A 16,685-nucleotide genomic window follows, 5' to 3' on the forward strand; every position below is an offset into this window, starting at 1 on the left:
AGGGTTCCGGTGGTCATGGCGGAGGGGAAACGCCCGGTTACATTCCGAACCCGGAAGCTAAGCCCTCCAGCGCCGATGGTACTGCATGGGGGACCGTGTGGGAGAGTAGGACACCGCCGGACAATTCGCCCCAATAGCTCAGTCGGCAGAGCGTCTCCATGGTAAGGAGAAGGTCAACGGTTCGATTCCGTTTTGGGGCTCTTTCAATCAGGCTCTCGCCTTTCGGCGAGAGCCTTTTTATTGTTTCCCTTTCTGGCCGACCGGGCCGGGCGCCTCATTCCGGAATGCGCAGCGTCAGAATGGCCATGTCGTCCGACGGGGCGTCCGACGCGAATCGTTCCACCGCACGGAGCACCCGGGCGGCGACCGCGCCCGCCGTCAGGCCCGTGCAGGAACTCAGCACATCCGCCAGGCCGTCGTCGCCCAACATGCGTGTGCCTTCCCGGCGTTCGGTCACGCCATCGGTCACACACAGCAGGACGTCGCCCGGGTTGAGCATGGTGCTCTGCTCGTACAGTTCGAGATCGTCCATGACGCCGAGCAGCGGCTGCGGGCTCGCCGCGGCGGACACCATGCCGTCCGGGGTCAGGCGCAGCGGCAGCGGGTGGCCGGCGCAGACCATCTTGAGCAGCGCGCCGCCCGACGACTGCGGCCACAACTCCCCGTACAGCAGGGTGAGAAAACGGGCGCGCGGGCCCTCCTCCAGGATCGCCGCGTTCAGCCGCTCCAGGACGGCCGGGCCGCCCAGGCCCTCGCGGGCCAGCAGCCGCAGCGCGTGCCGGGCGAGGCCGGTGACCGCGGCGGCCAGCGGGCCGGTGCCGCAGACGTCGCCGATGGCGAATCCGTAGGCGCCCTCGCGGATGGGGAAGACGTCGTAGAAGTCGCCGCCCACCTCGTTGCCCTCACCGGCCGCGCGGTAGATGACCTCGACGTCCACACCGTCGATCTCGGGCAGCTCCGGCGGCAGCAGACTGCGCTGCAACGACTGGCTGATGGCGGTGCGTTCGCTGTAGAGGCGCGCGTTGTCCAGGGCGAGCGCGGCTCGGCGGGACAGGTCCTCGGCCAGCTCCAGGATGTCCTGGCGGAACCGTTCGTCGGTCGGCTTGCCCAGCGCCAGCAGGCCGATGACGCGGTTGCGCGCGACCAGCGGGAGCACTACCGTCTCGCCGCCGACGGCGGAGGCGGTGCTGAGGCTGGTGCCGGGGGAGCTGGGCGAGGGCAGCGTGCCGAGGGCGAGGCTGCGCAACGAGCTGCGCAGGGCGGTGTTGTGCGCGGCGTCGGCGGGCGCCGTCCAGGGGCGCGCGCCGAGCGCAATGTCCGGGTCCGGCGGATCCACGCGCTCCAGCAGCGCCTTGATGCCGTCGATGCGCTCCTCGTCCTCGTGCAGGACGTAGGACAGCACGGGCTCCGAGCCGGCGTCCGGGATCGTGTAGACGGCACACCAGGTGGCCAGCGTGGGCACGGTCATCTGCGCCATCAGCGCGAGGGTCTGGTTGTGGTCGAGCGTGCCCGCCAGCAGCTCGGACGCCTCGACGAGGAACGCGAGGGAGCCGCGGCGCAGGCGTTCCAGCTCTGTCAGCCGCGCCGACTCCACGGCCAGTGCGATACGGTCGGCGGCGAACTGGAGGCGCAGCGCCTCCTCGTTGCTGTAGCGGCCGGGGGTCTCCGAGGCCACGCCCAGGGAGCCCGTCAGCCGGCCCTCGACCTTCAGCGGAACGGTGACGACGGCGTGCATTCCCGTGCCGGACAGCAGGGGTACGGCGCCCGGGGCGGTCGCCAGGTCCTCGTGGACGGACGGCATCCGGGCGGATCCGTAACGCCCGCTGCCCGTTTCGACCGGGACGCGGGCGAAGCGCTGGCGGGCGGACGGGAGTCCGGTCGTGGCCCGCACCTCGAGCTCGGTCTCGTCGTCGGTGGCCAGCAGCAGGAACGCGGCGTCGCCGTCGAGCATGTCGCGGGCGCGTTCCACGGTGCGTTGCAGCAGGCCGTCGAGGTCGTCCGGCGGCGGGGAGCCGATGAGCGCGTCCAGGGGGTCGCCGCCGGGGCGGTCGAGCGCGTCGGGGGCGGTGCCGTGGACCGGCAGCCGGGACGGGCTCTGGAGGATCGCGCGCTCCTGGTCGCGGACGATCAGACAGACGGTGGACGGCTCGCCATGGGCGTCCCGGACGCGCAGATGGCACGCGTAGACGGGGATGGTGCGGCCCTCGGAGTCGCGCAGGCCGTAGCTGCCCTCCCAGCGGGAGAGGGCCAGCGCCTCGGCGATGCCGGTGCCGGTGCCGGGGGTCTGCGGCCAGGCGGCGAGGTCCGCGAGCGGCTTGCCGATGACCTGCTCGCCGGTGTAGCCGAACAACTCCCTGGCGTCGTCGTTCCAGACGGTGATGGTGTCCGCGCGGTCGACCTGGACGACGGCGACCCGCACCCGGGTCTCGCTGACCGGCAGGGCCTCGGCGGGCAGGGCCGGGCCCGCGGACCGGGTGCCGACGGGCAGCGCCTGCTGGTCGAGCCGGAACCACACGCACTTGTCGGTGGTGGTGTAGTCGACGCCCCAGCGGGACGCGAGGGCAGCGCACAGAAGCAGGCCGCGGCCGCCCTCGCTGCTCAGGTCGAGCCGGCCGCGGGAGACCTCGGCCATCGGCAGCTCCCGCTCGGGGTGCCGGTCGATGACCTCCACACGCACGCCTTCCGCGTCGCGCAGGCAGCGGACGTCGGCGGAGGTGCCGGCGTGCACGACGGCGTTGGTGACCAGTTCGCTGGTGAGGACCACGGCGTCCTCGATCAGGTCGGTCAGCCCCCAGCCCTGGAGGGTGTCCCGGACGAAGCCCCGCGCGGTGGCGACCGAGCGTCCAACCGGCTCGAAGGTGGCCGCAGCTCGCGCGGTGATCACGTCACTCCCCCAAAGGTCTCTCGTCGTACCCGGTGTCTCGATGGACAGCCGGAAGCCAGGTTACTGACGTCGACCGCCCCCGCGGACAGCGCATCCGTTGATTTCCCCCTGACCGGGAAATCAGTGGTATGCGATGCTGCCGAACTGTTATCGCCCGGTCGGTCGGGAGTGAAACACTGGGAGGGCCCGTTGTGAAAGCCCGGGCGGAATGGTCGATCCTGCGGGAGGGACACAGTGGTGTCTGACGGAGCAGTTGCGCGTGCCGGCAAGCCCGCGCGGACGAGGAGGTCCCGGAGCGGAGGCACCGTCGAGGTGGATGCCGCCGCTCTGAACCGCCTGCTCTCGGCGCTGGAGGCCATGCGGGACGGCAATCTCCGTAAACGGCTGACGGTCGCGGGCGATGGGCCGATGGCCGAGATCGCCGCCGTCTACAACGAGGTTGCCGACCGCAATCTGCACGTCACGGGCCAGTTGGCGCGCGTGCGGCGGGTGGTGGGCCGCGAGGGCAAGCTCACCGAGCGTGTGGAGAACGGGCTGTGCGAGGGGGCCTGGGCCAAGGCCGTTGACGACGCGAACGAGCTGGTCGACGACCTGGTGCGGCCCGTCGCCGAGGTCGGCCGGGTGCTGTCCGCCGTTGCGGAGGGCGATCTGCGGCAGCGCATGGATCTGCGCGCGCAGGGTGGCGGGAAGGGCGCGGGCCGGCCGCTGCGCGGGGAGTTCCTGCGCGTGGGGCGGACGGTCAACGGGCTGGTCGACCAGTTGACGGAGTTCACCGACGAGGTGACCAGGGTCGCGCTGGAGGTCGGCACCGAGGGAAAGTTGGGCGGGCAGGCCCGGGTGCGCGGCATGTCGGGGTCCTGGAAGGACCTGACCGACTCGGTCAACATGATGGCCGCGCGGCTGACGGCGCAGGTCCGCGACATCTCCGTGGTGACGAAGGCGGTCGCGGACGGCGATTTGTCGCGCAAGGTCACGGTGCATGTGGCTGGCGAGCTGCTGGAGCTGAAGGAGACCGTGAACACCATGGTCGACCAGCTCTCCTCATTCCAGTCCGAAGTGACGCGCGTGGCCCGGGAGGTGGGCACGGACGGGGTGCTCGGGGGCCAGGCGCAGGTGCAGGGCGTGGCCGGCGTGTGGAAGGACCTCACGGACTCCGTCAACCTCATGGCGGGGAACCTGACCAAGCAGGTGCGGGAGATCGCGCAGGTCACGACGGCGGTGGCCAACGGTGACCTGTCGCAGAAGATCACGGTCAGCGCGAGCGGCGAGGTGGCGCGGCTGGCCGACACGATCAACGCGATGACGGAGACGCTGTCGTCGTTCGCGGACGAGGTGACGCGGACGGCCACCGAGATCGGCACCGAGGGCACGCTGGGCGGCCAGGCGCGGGTGCAGGGCGTGGCGGGGGTGTGGAAGGAGCTCACCGATTCGGTGAACACGGCCTTCCGCAACCTGTCGGATCAGGTGCGCGACATCGCGCAGGTGACGACGGCGGTGGCGGACGGCGATCTGTCCCGGAAGGTCACCGTCGATGTCTCCGGCGAGATGCTGGAGTTGAAGACCACCGTCAACCGGACCGTGGACCAGCTCTCGTCGTTCCAGTCGGAGGTCACCAGGGTCGCGCGGGAGATCGGCGATGAGGGCGCGCTGGGCGGTCAGGCGTCGGTGATGGGGGTCGCGGGCGCCTGGAAGGATCTGACCGATTCGGTGAATACGGCCTTCCGGAACTTGACGGGGCAGGTGCGCAACATCGCCTCGGTGACGACGGCCGTGGCGAATGGTGATCTGTCGCAGAAGGTCACGGTGGACGTCTCCGGCGAGATGCTGGAGCTGAAGAACACGGTCAACCGCATGGTCGACCAGTTGTCGTCCTTCGCCGATCAGGTCACGCGCGTGGCAACCGAGGTGGGCATCGAGGGGCGGCTGGGCGGCCAGGCCCGGGTGGACGGCGTCAGCGGCACGTGGAAGGCCCTGACGGACTCCGTGAACCAGATGGCGTTCAACCTGACCGACCAGGTGCGGAACATCGCGCAGGTGACGACGGCGGTGGCGCGCGGCGATCTGTCGCAGAAGATCGAGGTCGACGCCCGGGGCGAGATCCTGGAACTCAAGAACACCGTGAACACGATGGTGGATCAGCTTTCGTCGTTCGCGGAGCAGGTGACGCGGGTCGCGCGTGAGGTGGGCACCGAGGGCCGCCTCGGCGGCCAGGCGCAGGTGTCGGACGTTGCCGGTGTGTGGCGCGACCTGACCGATTCCGTCAATGGCATGGCGTCCAATCTGACCGACCAGGTGCGGAACATTGCGCAGGTCGCCACCGCGGTGGCGCGCGGTGATCTGTCGCAGAAGATCACCGTGGACGCGCGCGGCGAGTTCCTGGAGCTGAAGGACACGCTGAACACGATGGTGGATCAGCTTTCGTCGTTCGCGGAGCAGGTCACCCGGGTCGCGCGTGAGGTGGGCACGGAGGGCCGCCTCGGCGGCCAGGCCGAGGTCGAGGGCGTGGCCGGGACCTGGAAGGACCTCACCCAGTCCGTCAACGGCATGGCGAACAACCTGACTTCGCAGGTGCGCAACATCTCTGAGGTCACGACCGCGGTCGCCAAGGGCGATCTCACCAAGAAGATCACGGTGGACGCCCGGGGCGAGATCCTGCAACTGGTGACCACGGTCAACACGATGGTCGACCAGTTGTCCTCGTTCGCGGACGAGGTGACGCGGGTGGCCCGCGAGGTGGGCACCGAGGGCCAGTTGGGCGGTCAGGCGGAGGTGCGCGGCGTCTCCGGCACCTGGAAGAACCTGACGGACAACGTCAACCTCATGGCGCGGAACCTGACCATTCAGGTGCGGAACATCTCCGAGGTCGCCACGGCGGTGGCCAACGGCGATCTGTCGCGCAAGGTCACCGTCGAGGCGAGCGGCGAGGTGGCGCAACTCGCCGACACGGTCAACCGCATGGTGACCACGCTGTCGTCGTTCGCCGCCGAGGTCACGCGCGTGGCGCGCGAGGTGGGCACGGAGGGCAGGCTGGGCGGCCAGGCCAAGGTGCCGGGAGTCTCGGGCACCTGGCGGGACCTCACCGAGTCGGTGAACTCGATGGCGTCCAACCTCACCGGCCAGGTCCGCAACATCACCATGGTGACGACGGCGATCGCCAAGGGCGATCTGACGCGGAAGATCGACATCGACGCGCGCGGTGAGATCCAGGAGCTCAAGGAGACTCTCAACACGATGGTCGACCAGCTCTCCCTGTTCGCCGAGCAGGTGACGAAGGTCGCCCGCGAGGTGGGGACCGAGGGGCAGCTCGGCGGCCAGGCTCGGGTGCCCGGCGTGGCCGGCACCTGGAAGGATCTGACCGACTCGGTGAACGAGATGGCGGGGAACCTGACGGGTCAGGTCCGCGGCATCGCCCGCGTCGCCACGTTCGTGACTCGCGGCGATCACAACGTGCGCATCGACACCGACGCCGCCGGCGAGATCCTGGTCGTCCAGGAGAACGTCAACGCCATGATCCGGAACCTGCGCGACGCCACCCAGGCCAACAAGGAGCAGGACTGGCTCAAGGGGAACCTGGCCCGGATCTCCGCCCTGATGCAGGGCCGGCGCGATCTGAAGGACGTCGCCAAGCTGATCATGAGCGAGCTGTGCCCGGCGGTCGCCGCGCAGCACGGCGGTTTCTACCTGTCGGTGCCCGTCGACGGCGACGAGAACGTGATTGCCGGGGCGGGCGACGGCGACGACTACGAGCTGCGGATGATCGCCGCCTACGGGTACGCGCCGGACGCGCAGGCGCTGTCGTTCCGGCCGGGCGAGGGGCTGATCGGCACCGCCGCGGCGGAGCAGCGCACCCTGCTGTTCGGCCCGACGCCGGAGGGGTATCTGCGGATCTCCTCCGGACTCGGCGAGGCGCCGCCGGTCACCGTGATCATCCTGCCGGTGCTGTTCGAGGACCGGGTGCTCGGCGTGCTGGAGCTGGCGTCGTTCAAGCCGTTCACGAATATCGAGCGCGACTTCCTGACACAGATGGCCGAGATGATCGCCACCAGCGTCAACACGATCAGCGTCAACACCCGTACGGAGATGCTGCTGAAGCAGTCGCAGGAGCTGGCGACGAAGCTCCAGGACCAGACGGCGGAGCTGGAGCGGCAGCGCCGGGCGCTGGAGGAGTCCAACGCGGAGCTGAAGAACAAGGCGGACCTGCTCGCCGAGACCAACCGCAACATCGAGGTGAAGAACTCGGAGATCGAGGAGGCCCGGCGCGGGCTCCAGGAGCGTGCGGAGCAGCTCGCCGTCTCGATGCGGTACAAGTCGGAGTTCCTGGCGAACATGTCGCACGAGCTGCGCACCCCGCTGAACTCGCTGCTCATCCTCGCCAAGCTGCTGGCCGACAACGCCGAGGGCAACCTCTCGCCGAAGCAGGTGGAGTTCGCCGAGACGATCCATGGGGCGGGCTCCGACCTGCTCCAGCTCATCAACGACATCCTCGATCTGTCGAAGGTCGAGGCCGGGAAGATGGACGTCAGCCCGGCGCGCATCGCGCTGGTGCAGCTGGTGGACTACATCGAGGCGTCGTTCCGGCCGCTGACGGCGGAGAAGAACCTGGAGTTCTCGGTCCGGGTTTCCCCGGAGCTGCCGGCCACGCTGCACACGGACGAGCAGCGGCTGCTCCAGGTCCTGCGGAACCTGCTGTCGAACGCGGTGAAGTTCACCGATACGGGTTCAGTGGAGCTGGTGATCCGGCCGGCCGGTCCGGAGGTGCCCAACGAGATCCGCGAGCAGATGCTGGAGAGCGGTTCGGTGCTCAGCGCCGACGCGCCGCTGATCGCGTTCGCCGTCTCGGACACCGGGATCGGGATCGCGGCGGGCAAGATGATGGTCATCTTCGAGGCGTTCAAGCAGGCGGACGGCACCACCAGCCGCAAGTACGGCGGGACGGGGCTGGGGCTGTCGATCAGCCGGGAGATCGCCCGGCTGCTGGGCGGCGAGATCCACGCGGCGAGCGAGCCGGGGCGCGGGTCCACGTTCACCCTCTTCCTGCCGCTCCAGCCGGCCGAGCTGCCGCCGCCCGGCTATGGGCAGCTCGCCAACAACACGCTGTCCGCCGACGAGAGCCGCGGCGAGCCGCCGGCCCTGGAGGCGGCGCCGGCCGCCGGCGAGGAGGGGCGCGCGGACGGCGCGGAGGAGGAGCGCGCGGTGGAGCGCCAGGAGCGCAGGACGCGCGAGGCGTCGATCGCCGCGGAGCGGGCGGCGGAGTCGCTGGCGCGCCGGCACCGGGGGCGTTTCCTCGACAACGGCCATGCGCGGGACCGCGACCGGGAGCCGGAGCAGATCGGCGAGTCGGCCGCCGACGAGGCCGAGCGGCGGGCCGCGCTGCGCGGGCTGCGGGGCCGGAAGGTGCTGATCGTCGACGACGACGTGCGCAACGTGTTCGCGCTCACCAGCGTGCTCGAACAGCACGGTCTGCGGGTGCTCTACGCCGAGAACGGGCGGGAGGGCATCGAGGTGCTGGAGTCCAACGAGGACGTGGCGCTGGTGCTGATGGACATCATGATGCCCGAGATGGACGGGTACTCCACGACGGCGGCGATCCGGCGGATGCCGCAGTTCTCCGGGCTGCCCATCATCGCGCTGACGGCGAAGGCGATGAAGGGCGACCGGGAGAAGAGCATCGAGTCCGGAGCCTCCGACTACGTCACCAAGCCGGTGGACACCGATCACCTGCTGACGGTGATGAGCCAGTGGATGGAGAGTGGCGCGAAGTAACCGGTGTGGAAAGCCCTGTTGACGGAACCCCCGGCGTGGCTCGATCGTTCTGCCAGTGCGTGCGGCTCAGTTAGCCGAGGTACGGAGTGCATGGTATCGTGACGCAGCGCGATGCACTGATCACCGGTTGCCTTGCGCTACTGGTCGCTGAACGAGCGGACAGGACGTTTTCTGGTTAAGCGGGGGTCAGGCCGGATGTTTTCGGCTTCTCGCGACGGGGCGAGGGCCCGTCGGGGCCACCGCGCATGCTCGCGGGGAGTTCCGTGCTCGCTGGCAATGACGCCGGGGAGAATGTCAACATGTCCGGCACAGGACCGGACGGCGTGAGGGTGCCGTCCACAACGGCGGCGCGCTCGCGTGCCGCAGGGGCAAGGAGGACGGGCCATGGTGCAGAAGGCCAAGATCCTCCTGGTCGATGACCGGCCCGAGAATCTGCTGGCGCTCGAGGCGATTCTCTCGGCGCTCGATCAGACGCTGGTCCGGGCATCGTCAGGGGAGGAAGCGCTCAAAGCGCTGCTCACGGAAGACTTCGCGGTGATCCTGCTCGACGTCCAGATGCCCGGCATGGACGGGTTCGAGACGGCGGCTCACATCAAACGGCGGGAGCGCACGCGGGACATCCCCATCATCTTTCTGACCGCGATCAACCACGGCCCGCACCACACGTTCCGCGGCTACGCGGCGGGCGCCGTCGACTACATCTCCAAGCCGTTCGACCCGTGGGTCCTGCGCGCGAAGGTGTCGGTCTTCGTCGAGTTGCACATGAAGAACATGCAACTGCGTGAACAGGCCCTGCTGCTGCGCCGCGAGCTGGAGGGCGGCCTGGCCAGCACCGACGCCGAGCGGTCCGCGGGCGGCCTGCTGCCGGAGCTGTCCGCGCGGCTGGCCGCCGTCGAGGAGCAGGCGGAGGTGCTGACCAAGGAGCTGTCCGAGTCGGGCGCCGGCCCTGCGGTGTCCACGGCCGCCCATCTCGAACGCAAACTCTCCGGGCTGCGCAGGGCGCTTGACGCGTTGCAGCCGGGGGTGACCGAGCAGAAGTCCGTGGAGCCCCAGGCGGGCTAGGGTCCGTCTTCGAAGGGGGCGTCCGTCCGCCCTTGGCTCCCCCAGGCCCTTGGGGGCCTGGGAGGTACCCCCAGGTGCGTGCGATCGCTGGGCCCCTCCTGCCCGCATGGGGGTACCTCCCGGACGAAGTCTGGGGGAGTCGTGGGTAGGGCGACCTCTTTGAAGACGGGCCCTCGCCGGGTGGGTGCGGAGGGGCACGTGGTCCGTGCCCCGGTCGTCCCGCCCCGGTAACCTCACCTCCATGGCCTCAGGTACGTCCGGCAAGGGTTCCCCGAGCGCGCGCGCCGGGCGCGGCGGCGGGGGAGCCAAGAAGGCTGCGCCCGCCAAGAAGGCGGCGGCGAAGAAGGGCGCGGCCAAGAAGGCGGCCCCTCCGGCGAAGAAGGCCGCCCCCGCCCGGAACATCGTCTTCCGTATCGCCCGTGGCCTGTGGCTGGGCATCGCCCACCCGGTGGGCGCGCTGCTGCGCGGAATAGGGCGAGGCGCCAAGGGACTTGACCCGGCGCACCGCAAGGACGGGCTGGCGCTGCTGCTGCTCGGCCTCTCCCTGGTCGTCGCGGCCGGCACCTGGTCGAACCTCAAGGGCCCGGTGGGCGAGCTGGTCACCATGCTGGTCACCGGCGCCCTGGGCCGGCTGGACCTGGTCTTTCCGCTGGTGCTCGGCTTCATCGCGGTGCGGCTGATCCGGCATCCGGAGAAGCAGGAGGCCAACGGCCGCATCGTCATTGGGCTCAGCGCCCTGCTGGTGGGCGTGCTGGGGCTGGTGCACATCGCCACGGGCGCCCCGGGGCGCAGCGAGGGCGCGCAGGCGCTGCGCGACACCGGTGGGCACATCGGCTGGGCGGCGTCCCGGCCGCTGATCCTGGCGATGGGCGAGCCGCTGGCGGTCGCCCTGCTGACGCTGCTGACCGTCTTCGGGCTGCTGGTGGTCACGGCGACCCCGGTGAACACGATTCCGCGGCGGCTGCGCGAGGGCGCCATCCGGCTCGGGCTGCTGGCGGGCAACGAGCCCGGCACGGGGACCGAGTTCGTGGCCGGTGGCCACCGGGACGACGAGGATGACGATCCGTTCGCGGGCGCGCCCGACCTGGCGGAGCGGGCCGCGCTGGAGAGCAGGCGGCGCCAGCAGCGCCGGGCGCCCCGGCGGGCCGCACCCCGGCGTGGCGACCCGCTGGAGGTGGCCGCCGAGGCCGCCGCCGCGCTGGACGGCGCGGCGCTCGACGGGGCCGTGCGGCACGGTGTGCAGCCCTCGCCGGTGGTGGCCGACCTCAGCAGCCGTGTCGTCACCGGGAGGACGGGGCGCGGTGAGCGGTCCGCGCCGCCCGAGCCGGCCGAGGAGGCCGTCGCGCGGCACAGCGCGCCGGCCGCGCCGCCTGAGCCGGAGGGCGGCGGCGTTCCCGATCTGACCAAGAGCGCCCCCGAGCCCGCCGGTCCGCTGCCGCCGCGGGCCGAGCAGTTGCAGCTCGCCGGCGACATCACCTATGCCCTGCCCTCGCTGGACCTGCTGCACCGCGGCGGCCCGGGCCGTTCCCGCAGCGCCGCCAACGACGCGGTGGTCGACGCGCTGACCACCGTCTTCAGCGAGTTCAAGGTGGATGCCCGGGTCACCGGGTTCACGCGCGGCCCGACGGTCACGCGTTACGAGGTGGAGCTCGGGCCGGCGGTGAAGGTCGAGAAGATCACCGCGCTGACGAAGAACATCGCCTACGCAGTGGCCAGTCCGGACGTGCGGATCATCAGCCCGATCCCGGGGAAGTCCGCAGTCGGCATCGAAATCCCCAACAGCGACCGGGAGATGGTCAACCTGGGGGATGTGCTGCGCACCGCCGAGGCGGTCGGCGACGACCATCCGCTGCTGGTCGGGCTCGGCAAGGACGTCGAGGGCGGCTATGTGATGGCGAATCTGGCGAAGGCGCCGCACATGCTGGTCGCCGGGGCCACCGGTTCCGGCAAGTCCTCCAACATCAACTGCCTGATCACCTCGATCATGATGCGGTCCACGCCGGAGGACGTCCGCCTCGTGCTCGTCGACCCCAAGCGGGTCGAACTGACGGCGTACGAGGGCATCCCGCACCTGGTCACCCCGATCATCACCAACCCCAAGCGGGCGGCCGAGGCCCTCCAGTGGGTGGTGCGCGAGATGGATCTGCGCTACGACGACCTGGCGGCCTACGGCTACCGGCACATCGACGACTTCAACGCCGCGGTGCGGGCCGGGAAGGTCAGCGCGCCGCCGGGCAGCGAGCGGGAGTTGGCGCCCTATCCGTATCTGCTGGTGATCGTGGACGAGCTGGCGGACCTGATGATGGTCGCGCCGCGGGACGTCGAGGACGCGATCGTGCGGATCACGCAGCTCGCGCGCGCCGCGGGCATTCACCTGGTGCTGGCCACCCAGCGGCCCAGCGTGGACGTGGTCACCGGCCTGATCAAGGCGAACGTGCCGTCGCGACTGGCGTTCGCGACCTCCTCGCTGGCCGACAGCCGCGTCATTCTCGATCAGGCGGGGGCCGAGAAGCTGATCGGCAAGGGCGACGGGCTGTTCCTGCCCATGGGCGCCAGCAAGCCGACGCGGATGCAGGGCGGGTTCGTCACCGAGGAGGAGGTGGCGGCCGTCGTCGAGCACTGCAAGGCGCAGATGGCGCCGGTGTTCCGCGACGACGTCACCGTATCCACCAGCAGGAAGAAGGAGATCGACGAGGAGATCGGGGACGACCTCGATCTGCTGTGCCAGGCGGCCGAACTCGTCGTCTCCACCCAGTTCGGGTCCACGTCCATGCTCCAGCGCAAGCTGCGGGTGGGCTTCGCCAAGGCGGGGCGGCTGATGGACCTGATGGAGTCGCGTGGCGTGGTCGGGCCGAGCGAGGGATCCAAGGCGCGGGACGTGCTGGTCAAGCCCGATGAATTGGATGGAGTGCTGGCGGTGATCCGAGGGGAGACTCCCTCCTAGGGCCTGTATCGAGTTCCCGCCCGGGCCCGCGACGCCAGTCACGGCACCTCGCCGCTCCCCCAGACTCCGTCTGGGAGGTGCCCCCAGCCGAATCGCGCGAATACGGCCGGGTATGAGCTGCGATCCGGTGCCTTGCTGGGGGTACCTCCCAGGCCCCCAAGGGCCTGGGGGGGCACCGCGTCTGACGCCGCGGGCTGATCCGACCGGGAACTCGATACAGGCCCTAGGTCGCCCCGCGGTGGGCCGGGGCGGGCCATCCTGTTGGCGGACAAATGCTGTCGGCCCGGTTGCCCGTTCCTTTCACAGCCCCCCTAGACTTATAAGCACAGCACGTGGCTTCACGCTCGAAAGGCGCCCCCGTGTCCAACGGCAACTCTTCCGCCAAGGACCGGCCTTCCGTCGGTCGAATCCTCCAGCAGGCGCGCATCGACGCAAAGCTGACCGTGGACGATGTCAGTTCGTCCACGCGTGTGCGCATCCCGATCGTCCATGCCATCGAGCAGGACGACTTCTCCCGCTGTGGTGGAGACGTGTACGCCCGTGGGCATATTCGTACGCTTGCCCGTGCGGTGGGCGCGGACGCCGCGGAGCTCATCGAACTGTTCAACGCCCAGCAGGGCACCGAACCGCAGCCCCTCTCCTCCGGACCTTTGTTCGAGGCCGAGCGCATCCGGCCCGAGCCGCGCCGGCCGAACTGGACCGCCGCCATGGTCGCCGCCATCGTCGTGGTGGTCGCGTTCGTCGGTTTCACCTTCTTCAGCAGCGGCGAGGAGGAGCCGGGCGCGAACGCCGACGGCGCCACCGACGCCCCCACCCAGGGCGAGGAGACCGAGGATCCCGAGCGGACCCCGGACCCGACCGAGCCCGAGACAGTCGAGCCGTCCGAGAGCGCGGTGGCCGCCGTTCCGGCCGACAAGGTCACCGTCAGGGCGACCGCCGAGGGCGGGTCGAGCTGGATCTCGGCCAAGGACAGCAACGGCCGGGAGCTCTTCGAGGGCGTGCTGGAGGAGGGCGACTCCGAGACCTTCACCGACGACGAGCAGATCGACCTCGTGCTGGGCAACGCCGGAGCCGTGCAGCTCCACGTCAACGGCCGGGAGATCGAGGACGTTTTCGAGATGGGCCAGGTCGAGCGCCTCAGCTACACCCCCGGGGACCCCAGCGAGGGCTGACCTCGTCCGGCCCGGGCAGGCGGGGTGCGCGGAACGAAGTAGGCTGAGGGCATGTCCGAACGCCGCACCGTTGCCCTGGTCACCCTTGGTTGCGCCCGTAATGAGGTGGATTCAGAAGAGCTCGCGGGGCGGCTGGCCGCGGACGGCTGGGACCTGGTCGACGACGCGGCCGACGCCGAGGTCGCGGTGGTCAACACCTGCGGCTTCGTGGACGCGGCCAAGAAGGACTCGGTCGACGCGCTGCTGGAGGCCGGCGAGCTGAAGACCGCCGCCGCGGACGGCGGCGGGCGGACCCGGGCCGTGGTCGCCGTCGGCTGTATGGCGGAGCGGTACGGCAAGGAGCTCGCCGACGCGCTGCCCGAGGCGGACGCGGTGCTCGGCTTCGACGACTACGCCGACATCTCGGCGCGGCTGCGCACCATCCTGTCCGGCGGGGTGCACGCTCCCCACATACCACGCGACCGGCGCAAGCTGCTGCCCATCAGCCCGGCCGACCGGCAGGGCGCCGAGGTGGCGCTGCCCGGGCACGGCGCCATCGCGGACCTGCCCGCGGGCGTCGCGCCCGCCTCGGGGCCGCGCGCCCCGCTGCGGCGGCGGCTGGGCACCGGGCCCGTCGCCTCCGTCAAGCTGGCCTCCGGCTGCGACCGGCGGTGCAGCTTCTGTGCCATCCCGTCCTTCCGCGGCTCGTTCATCTCCCGGCGCCCCTCCGATGTGCTGGGCGAGGCGCGCTGGCTGGCGGGGGAGGGCGTCAAGGAGATCATGCTCGTCTCCGAGAACAACACCTCCTACGGCAAGGACCTGGGCGACATCCGGCTGCTGGAGACCCTCCTGCCCGAACTGGCCGCCGTGGACGGGCTGGAGCGGATCCGGGTGAGCTATCTCCAGCCCGCCGAGATGCGGCCCGGCCTGATCGACGTGCTCACCGGCACGGAGAAGGTCGCGCCCTACTTCGACCTGTCCTTCCAGCACTCCGCGCCCTCGGTGCTGCGCTCGATGCGGCGCTTCGGCGACACCGACCGCTTCCTGGACCTGCTGGCCACCATCCGGGCCAAGGCGCCGCTGGCCGGAGTCCGGTCGAACTTCATCGTCGGCTTCCCCGGCGAGACCGAGGCGGACGTCGCGGAGCTGGAGCGTTTCCTCACCGAGGCCCGGCTGGACGCCATCGGGGTCTTCGGCTACTCGGACGAGGAGGGCACCGAGGCGGCGTCCTACGACGGCAAGCACGATCCCGAGGTGATCGCCGAGCGGCTGGAGAGGGTGTCGCGGCTGGCCGAGGAGCTGATCGGACAGCGCGCCGAGGAGCGGGTCGGCGAGCGTGCCCGGGTGCTGATCGAGTCGCTGCCCGGGGACGGCGACGACGAGGAGGAGGCCGAGGTGATCGCCGTCGGCCGCGGCGCGCACCAGGCCCCCGAGACCGATGGCCACGTTCTGATCACCGGGCCGCTGGCCGGGGACGGCCAGGAGCCGCCGCGCGTCGGGGAGTTCGCCGACGTGGAGATCGTCGCCGCGCGGGGCGTGGACCTGATGGCCGTGCTGCGGCCGGCTGCCGGGGGCAGCCCCGCAGGGGCCGGGAGATGACGGAATCGCCGGCCGCCGCCGCCGGAAAGGGACCGCCGACCCGGACCCGGGACACCGCCCCGGGCCTGTGGAACATCGCCAACATCCTCACGATGGTGCGCCTGCTGCTGGTGCCGGTGTTCGTGCTGCTCATGCTCGCCGAGGACGGCCACGACCCGGCCTGGCGGTCGCTGGCCTGGGCCGCGTTCACCATCGCCATGATCACCGACCTCTTCGACGGGGAGCTCGCCCGCCGGCGGAACCTGGTCACGGACTTCGGCAAGATCGCCGACCCCATCGCCGACAAGGCGATCATGGGCGCGGCGCTGATCTGTCTGTCCGTCCTGTCGGACCTGCCGTGGTGGGTGACCGTGGTCATCCTGGCCCGCGAGCTGGGCATCACGCTGCTGCGCTTCTGGGTGATCCGGCACGGCGTCATCCCGGCCAGCCGGGGCGGCAAGGCCAAGACGCTCACCCAGGGCATCGCCGTGGGCATGTACATCCTGTCGCTCACCGGGCCGCTGGCGACGCTGCGCTGGTGGGTGATGGCGGTGGCCGTCGTGCTCACCGTGGTGACCGGACTGGACTACATCCGGCAGGCGATCGTGCTGCGCCGGGCGGGGCTGGCCCGCGAGCGGGCGGCGGGCGGGGCGGCCGGTGGCCGCTAACGGGGAGCCGGCCGAGCCGCCGCTGGCCACACAGGTGCTGAGGCTGCTGGTCGGCCGCGGGCAGACGGTGGCGGTCGCCGAATCACTGACCGGAGGCATGGTCGCCGCCGCGCTCACGGACGTTCCCGGCGCCTCGCGCGCGTTCCGGGGATCGGTCACGGCGTACGCCACCGGCGTCAAACGGGACCTGCTGGGCGTGGACGGCGCGGTGCTGGCCGAGCGCGGAGCGGTGGACGCGGAGGTCGCCCGGCAGCTTGCCACGGGGGTGCGGGATCTGCTGGGCGCCGACTGGGGAGTGGCCACCACGGGGGTCGCGGGACCCGAGCCGCAGGACGGGCAGCCGGTGGGCACTGTCCACGTCGCGGTTTCGGCGCCCGGAACCGGGGGAGTCGTGGCTCAGCGGCTGAATCTGCGAGGGGACCGATTCGCGATCCGGTCCGGGAGCGTGCGCGCTGCGCTGGCCCTGCTGCGGAACGAGCTGATCCTCCCCCGGGAGGGCGCGGCGCAGTGGGGCGCCGCGGCGGGGCAGGATACGGAACAGAACGGAGATGATGGATGTTTGCAGCCCTGAGTGAACAAGACATCGCTCCCCGCCCGGTTGGAGTCCGAGGCGGTACGGTGGGGCATGAAGCAAG

The 16,685-nt window shown here is 70.8% G+C and carries 8 protein-coding genes, 1 tRNA gene and 1 rRNA gene; 9 read left to right on the forward strand and 1 reads right to left on the reverse strand.

The window, feature by feature from the left end; all coding sequences use genetic code 11:
- The first annotated feature begins 5 nt into the window (after positions 1–5).
- Together rrf and RM590_RS32655 are read left to right on the forward strand one after the other, a co-directional pair.
- Positions 6–122: ribosomal RNA gene (gene rrf / locus RM590_RS32650) — 5S ribosomal RNA — on the forward strand.
- A gap of 5 nt (positions 123–127) precedes the next feature.
- Positions 128–200 (forward strand) — tRNA-Thr (locus tag RM590_RS32655).
- A 74-nt stretch (positions 201–274) separates the two neighbouring features.
- On the opposite strand, the gene RM590_RS32660 is transcribed toward RM590_RS32655, so the two are convergent.
- Positions 275–2,884, reverse strand: coding sequence for a SpoIIE family protein phosphatase (locus tag RM590_RS32660; RefSeq protein WP_311708416.1), 2,610 nt, complete (start codon positions 2,882–2,884; stop codon positions 275–277).
- A gap of 312 nt (positions 2,885–3,196) precedes the next feature.
- Between RM590_RS32660 and RM590_RS32665 the strand changes: the two genes are divergently transcribed.
- From RM590_RS32665 to RM590_RS32695, 7 genes are all read left to right on the forward strand, one after another.
- Entirely contained in the window at positions 3,197–8,647 is a 5,451-nt protein-coding gene (locus RM590_RS32665) for a HAMP domain-containing protein (RefSeq protein ID WP_311708417.1), read from the forward strand.
- 384 nt (positions 8,648–9,031) lie between these two features.
- Positions 9,032–9,709 (forward strand): response regulator, encoded by a 678-nt coding sequence (locus RM590_RS32670; RefSeq protein WP_311708418.1) that lies wholly within the window; start codon positions 9,032–9,034, stop codon positions 9,707–9,709.
- Between the two features lie 241 nt (positions 9,710–9,950).
- Positions 9,951–12,653 (forward strand): DNA translocase FtsK, encoded by a 2,703-nt coding sequence (locus tag RM590_RS32675; RefSeq protein ID WP_311708419.1) that lies wholly within the window; start codon positions 9,951–9,953, stop codon positions 12,651–12,653.
- 359 nt (positions 12,654–13,012) lie between these two features.
- The gene (locus tag RM590_RS32680; RefSeq protein ID WP_311708420.1) at positions 13,013–13,825 is read left to right on the forward strand and encodes a helix-turn-helix domain-containing protein; all 813 of its coding nucleotides are present in this window, start codon (positions 13,013–13,015) and stop codon (positions 13,823–13,825) included.
- Positions 13,826–13,876: 51 nt separating this feature from the next.
- A complete protein-coding gene (gene rimO, locus RM590_RS32685; protein WP_311708421.1) occupies positions 13,877–15,403 on the forward strand; it encodes a 30S ribosomal protein S12 methylthiotransferase RimO in 1,527 nt (508 codons plus the stop codon).
- Positions 15,400–16,050 carry a CDP-diacylglycerol--glycerol-3-phosphate 3-phosphatidyltransferase gene (pgsA, locus tag RM590_RS32690; protein ID WP_311708422.1) on the forward strand — a complete coding sequence of 217 codons (651 nt, stop codon included), beginning with the start codon at positions 15,400–15,402 and terminating at the stop codon, positions 16,048–16,050. Before rimO ends, pgsA begins: the two co-directional genes overlap by 4 nt.
- Positions 16,040–16,621 carry a CinA family protein gene (locus RM590_RS32695; protein ID WP_311708423.1) on the forward strand — a complete coding sequence of 194 codons (582 nt, stop codon included), beginning with the start codon at positions 16,040–16,042 and terminating at the stop codon, positions 16,619–16,621. Before pgsA ends, RM590_RS32695 begins: the two co-directional genes overlap by 11 nt.
- Positions 16,622–16,685: the final 64 nt, after the last annotated feature.

Origin of the sequence: Streptomyces litchfieldiae (genome assembly GCF_031845365.1) — a bacterium.
GTDB classification, from domain to species: domain Bacteria; phylum Actinomycetota; class Actinomycetes; order Streptomycetales; family Streptomycetaceae; genus Streptomyces; species Streptomyces litchfieldiae.